This is a genomic window from Chamaesiphon sp. VAR_48_metabat_403 (assembly GCF_031422475.1).
Lineage (GTDB): Bacteria > Cyanobacteriota > Cyanobacteriia > Cyanobacteriales > Chamaesiphonaceae > Chamaesiphon.
In genome coordinates this window covers 1-3943 of sequence record NZ_JANPLS010000343.1, presented here as the reverse complement: position 1 = coordinate 3943, position 3943 = coordinate 1, and the positions used below count along the sequence as shown (strand labels likewise).

Genomic DNA, 3943 nt, shown 5'->3' with positions numbered 1-3943 from the left:
GTCGGGGATTTGCTTTAATTGTTCTATGAGGATCATTTTGACTAATTTCCTTTGCGAGGTAATTCAGTCTATCCTCATTTTTCTGTCAGTATTTTTCTTTTCTTGTATGAAACCACCCTGCCCAACCCTTAATAAAGGGGGGGCTTTCGATCCGGCTCCCTCCCCTTTATAAGGGGAGGGCTGGGGTGGGGTAAAGATCTCCGCATTAACTCATTATTCCCCGATCGATCTTAATCTACCCGATCGACAACCGATTCCGACAGACTCCCCGACTCTACAGCCACAATTTTGGCTAAAGCTGCCGACATTAACCCCTGAAATAGCGGATGGGGTAAACTCGGCGTAGACTGAAATTCGGGGTGAAATTGGGTAGCGATAAAGAACGGATGGCTGGGGAGTTCGATAATTTCGACTAACCGCTTATCGGGAGATGTCCCGCTGACGAGATAACCGCTGTCTAGAAAGAGATTGCGGTAGGCGTTATTAAACTCGTACCGATGGCGGTGGCGTTCGTAAATTGCGGTTTGTTGATAGAGCTTGTGCGCGAGGGTATTTTCTTCCAACCGACACGCATATAAACCCAACCGCATCGTACCGCCGAGATCGACAACATCTTTTTGTTCGGGGAGTAAATCGATGACGGGGTTAGGAGTATCGAGATCGAATTCCGAACTATTCGCTCGATCGAGTTTAGCTACATTTCGCGCCCATTCGATCGTCGCCGCCTGCATTCCCAAGCACAATCCCAGGAAGGGGATCTGCTGCTCGCGGGCGTACTCAATGGCGGCAATTTTGCCTTCTACGCCCCTAATTCCAAAGCCGCCGGGGACGACTATCCCCTGTACGTCTGCGAGGTATTTAGCCGCACCATGAGCCTCTAGATCTTCGGAATTTACCCAGACGATTTCTAATTTAGCACCTGTGGCGATCGCGCCGTGGCGGAGAGCTTCAGCAACGGAAAGATACGCATCGCCCAGTTGGGTATATTTACCGACGAGGGCGATTTTAACTTCTTGAGTAGATGTCTGCATCCGCTCTACTAAGTTTTGCCACTGGCTTAAATCGAGGGGACGCTCTTCGAGTTGGAGCAGATCGATCGCTTGCACGGCGAGTCCTTCCCGTTCCATAATGAGGGGCACTTCATAAATACTGCTGGCATCGGGCGCATTAATAATACACTCGACAGGCACATCGCAAAATTCCGAGAGCTTTTCCTTAATGCCTTGGGGTAAGGGTTGGACGCTCCGACAGACTAAAATATTCGGTTGAATGCCGATCGATCTTAATTCCTTCACCGAATGCTGTGTCGGCTTGGTTTTCATCTCTCCCGCCGTCGAAATCCACGGTACCAGCGTGACGTGTAAATATACAACATTCCGTTTGCCGACTTCTTTGCGAAATTGCCGAATCGCTTCGAGAAACGGTAACGATTCGATATCTCCCACGGTACCGCCAATTTCGGTAATTACCACATCGGGGTTGGTATCCTTCGCCACTCGATCTATCCGCTCTTTAATCTCGTTGGTAATATGCGGAATTACCTGCACCGTGCCGCCATTATAATCCCCGCGCCGCTCCTTATTAATCACCGCCTGATAAATTGCCCCAGTCGTCACGCTATTGAGCCGCGACATTGAGGTATCGGTAAATCGCTCGTAATGTCCTAAGTCTAAATCTGTCTCCGCGCCATCTTTAGTCACGAACACTTCCCCATGCTGATAGGGACTCATCGTGCCCGGATCGACATTGATATAAGGATCGAGCTTCAAAATCGAGACTGAATAGTTGCGCGATTTGAGCAATCGCCCCAAACTCGCCGCGACAATCCCCTTGCCAATACTCGAAACTACGCCACCAGTGACGAATACAAACTTAGTCATTGTTTTTGGTTTTCTCTCTTTTACCCGATCGACTAGATCATTGTAAACCACTGGCTGCCAATTGCTTCGTGCTACGTCGATCGATCGGAGTTAGGAGATGGGAGTTAGGCGGATTTTAGATTAAAAATCTATTCATGCTCCCCGTCCCCTCGTCCCCTGGTTCCCACACCCCCGATCGATTTATTTACTCTCCAGAAAATCAGATGTATTAAAGTTTACTTGACTTAGTATAATGGCGTAAAATACATGTATAAATTTAGTTTTATCTCGATCGACCTTATTACGTCGATAATTGAGTGTTAGAATTGAAGCCAATCGCCTTAAAGACTAGGTAATTTTACTAATTTTCGACTAAAAGATTAGATTATATAAGCTTAAAAGTCTTACTCAGTCAGTGTTAGAGCAAAAATAGAGATAAAACGTCGATCGCGATATGTATTTGCGAATATATCTTTTTAGATTATTTATATACAGCAAATGATAAATAGAGAAAATGCTGTGATATGCATATTACTGATTGTTTGACAAGAGAGAAATTGCCGATCTAAACAGGGCGGTTCTCGCTATTGTTAGTAGCTTTTTGATGTCTTATTGTTCCACATAGTATGAAACGTTTTAATTTTGAGTGTTACAGGTTCAAACATTGTTTGAAATCTCAGATTAGTTCGAGAGCATACTTCAATTTGAATCGTTTACCTCGATCGGCATCATGCACTGTTGTTGGATGCCGATCGCACGTAAGTGGAGCAAACCTTAGCAAATCGATATAGTTCAGTAAGTAATTCTTCCCCCGATCGTGAAAAAAACATCTCTTTCATTGCTTTCTTGCAACCGTTCGATCTTCTTGTCTGCACTGTCTCTAGCTGTTGCTGGCACAGCGATCCAAGCTGAAAATGCTCAGGCGATCGATCTGAAATTCAACAATCCAGTTGACGCTACTTCTACTTCTAGTGATTACAAAGCTCTCGATTCAACTTTTAATCGTTTTGGGCCAGGGTATACTCGTCCAACTCTCCGCTATAGCAATGTTGCCACAATATCCCCTGGAGTAACGATCGATGCCCAGATTACTGCCATAGCTAATGGTACGGGGTACACTTTAGACGCACAAGTGCCAAACTACACAGCGGCCGGCAATTCCAACGGAGATGCAACATTCGTGTATGCAGCTTCTCAACAGACTAATGGCGGTCTGAGCTACAAAATCGACCTTTTTCAAGGGGGCGGTACTTTTTCAACCGCTTACGTAGCACCAGATCTACGATTTTTAGTCTATGACGTAGATGGAGAATCTACCCAAGGTGAAGCAGTCCGCATTGCCAAAGATAGTGGTTTAGTCGGTTATCAAGTTGGAAACACGTCTGCGGCATTGACCCCCACAGCAGATCCGGATGGTAGCTATCTATTTTCTGGGCGGGATGCCAACCAACCTGAAACTGATTCAAGCAGTGCTACTATCCTCTACTTCCAGAACGTTAGCTCGGTAAATTTCCAGTTTGAAGCAGTGACTCGATCGACTAGTCCTCTGCCCAATGGTGTGTTTAGTGCGATCGATGGTGACTTGAGCCTCCTTGGTTCGACCCAATCCGCGATCGACACAGCGATCGCCGCACAGTACAGCGCACTCGTGGTTGTCCCAGATACCCGAGCCTCGGCTACTGATGTTCCCGAACCCTTTACCATTATCGGTACCCTCATTGGTGGTACAGCAGCCTTACGGATGAGAAAGAAACTCAAAGCCGATAAAGCATAAATCGGGTAACTAACTACCCATCTAATTCTGGTAGTTCTGTCTGAAACAGGATATCCCCATGATGATTGAGTTCGATCGGACTCAATCATCATGGGGATTTAATTAATCTAAATCGGCTAGACTTAGGCGTAGGTTGTTACCCCACCCCAGCCCTCCCCTTATAAAGCGACGGTGTACACACAAGTCGGACGGACTTCGTTTTGAGATCTGAATCCCCCAACCCCCTTGGAAAGCAGGGGTGTTTGATCGCGGTTGGGATTGTATTTGTAAATATTTAAATATATATGTTTTTATATGAATTTGGTTGTTT

Annotated in this window: 2 protein-coding genes; one reads left to right on the top strand and one right to left on the bottom strand. The window is 46.0% G+C overall.

Going from position 1 to position 3943, the window contains the following annotated elements:
- Positions 1 to 230: 230 nt before the first annotated feature.
- Positions 231 to 1880 carry a CTP synthase gene (locus tag RMO79_RS16645; protein ID WP_310484318.1) on the bottom strand — a complete coding sequence of 550 codons (1650 nt, stop codon included), beginning with the start codon at positions 1878 to 1880 and terminating at the stop codon, positions 231 to 233.
- 796 nt (positions 1881 to 2676) lie between these two features.
- On the opposite strand from RMO79_RS16645, the gene RMO79_RS16640 reads away from it, so the two are divergent.
- A complete protein-coding gene (locus RMO79_RS16640) occupies positions 2677 to 3633 on the top strand; it encodes a PEP-CTERM sorting domain-containing protein (protein WP_310484317.1) in 957 nt (318 codons plus the stop codon).
- Positions 3634 to 3943 lie beyond the last annotated feature (310 nt).